Raw genomic sequence first — 1,315 nt, forward strand, 5'->3', positions numbered from 1 at the left:
GACATGATTGAGCTTATTACTGTGTTTTCGGCACGTCTTTACGGATCGAGAAGCAAGAAAAACAAAAAGCTAATTGATGGCATGACTGCTGCTGTAAACGAGGCAAAGCAATGATGTTGTTAGGATTCAAGACAGAGTTGAAACTAAATAATCAACAGCGAACGCAGTTAGCCAAGCATTGTGGAGTAGCGCGTCACGCTTGGAATTGGGGATTGTGGCTGACCAAAAACATACTCAACCACAATAAAACCAATCCCAACGAAAAACTCAAATTTCCCACAGCTATTGACTTGCACAAATTGTTAGTAGCACTCGTGAAGTCGGAGAATGCTTGGTACTATGAATGCTCCAAATCTACACCGCAACAGGCATTAATGGCATTGCGGGAAGCATGGAAGCGGTGTTTTAAAAAAACTGCTGGCGTACCTAAGTTTAAGAAGAAAGGGCGGCGTGACTCTTTCACATTGGAAGGAACAGTCAAAATCTTGGGGAACCACAAAATTCAAGTTCCTGTAATTGGGATTCTGAAAACTTATGAAAGGCTACCGCAAGTATCAATCAAGTCTTGTACGATATCCCGTCAAGCCGACAGGTGGTTTATCAGTTTCAGATTTGACATAGAACAGAAAGAGTTAGGCAATGCAAGTGTTGTAGGAGTTGACCTCGGCATTAAAGCATTAGCCACTATCTCAACAGGTGAAGTAATTTTGGGTGCAAAGTCCTACAATAAATATGCAGCCAAACTGTCAAGAATGCAATGGTTAAACCGCCATAAACTTATCGGTTCAAGTAACTGGAAAAAAGCGCAAATCAAGATTGCTAGACTGCACAATAAAATAGCCAACATCCGCAAAGATACTTTGCACAAGCTAACGACACTACTCGCCAAAAACCACGGTGTAATTGTCGTAGAGGACTTAAATGTATCAGGGATGATGGCTAATCATAAACTAGCCACGTCTATCGCTGACATGAGCTTTTTCGAGTTTCGTCGCCAGTTAACCTATAAATGCGAGTTGTACGGTTCAAAGCTGGTAATTGCTGACCGTTGGTTCCCATCCAGCAAAACCTGCTCTAACTGTGGAACTAAAAAAGAAACACTCAGTTTATCGGAGCGAGTGTTTGAATGCAGTCATTGCGGCTTAGTTATTGACCGCGATTTGAACGCAGCAATTAATTTGTCAAAAACCGTCAGTTAGACGGGGATAGCCTGCGGACTGGTGAGTGCCGACACTGCCAGAATGAAACAGGAAGTAAGGTTCAAAGTCCAGCTTTGTATAAAGCTGGGTAGCTTTGGGTAAGTCTTATGTAACGG

At 42.5% G+C, this 1,315-nt stretch carries 1 protein-coding gene and 1 pseudogene; both read left to right on the forward strand.

Going from position 1 to position 1,315, the window contains the following annotated elements:
• Positions 1-114, forward strand: a pseudogene (locus tag QUA97_RS28200) (IS607 family transposase); the annotation flags it as partial.
• Positions 111-1,199, forward strand: a complete 1,089-nt coding sequence (locus QUA97_RS28205) for an RNA-guided endonuclease InsQ/TnpB family protein (RefSeq protein ID WP_333197622.1) — start codon at positions 111-113, stop codon at positions 1,197-1,199. The pseudogene QUA97_RS28200 and the gene QUA97_RS28205, both read left to right, overlap by 4 nt.
• Positions 1,200-1,315: the final 116 nt, after the last annotated feature.

Source organism: Microcoleus sp. CZ3-B2 (assembly GCF_036705055.1).
GTDB lineage: Bacteria > Cyanobacteriota > Cyanobacteriia > Cyanobacteriales > Microcoleaceae > Microcoleus.

What these genes read in the sequence shown, in the direction of transcription:
- QUA97_RS28205 (WP_333197622.1), top strand. Translation starts at nt 111, where the DNA reads ATGATGTTGTTAGGATTCAAGACAGAGTTGAAACTAAATAATCAACAG.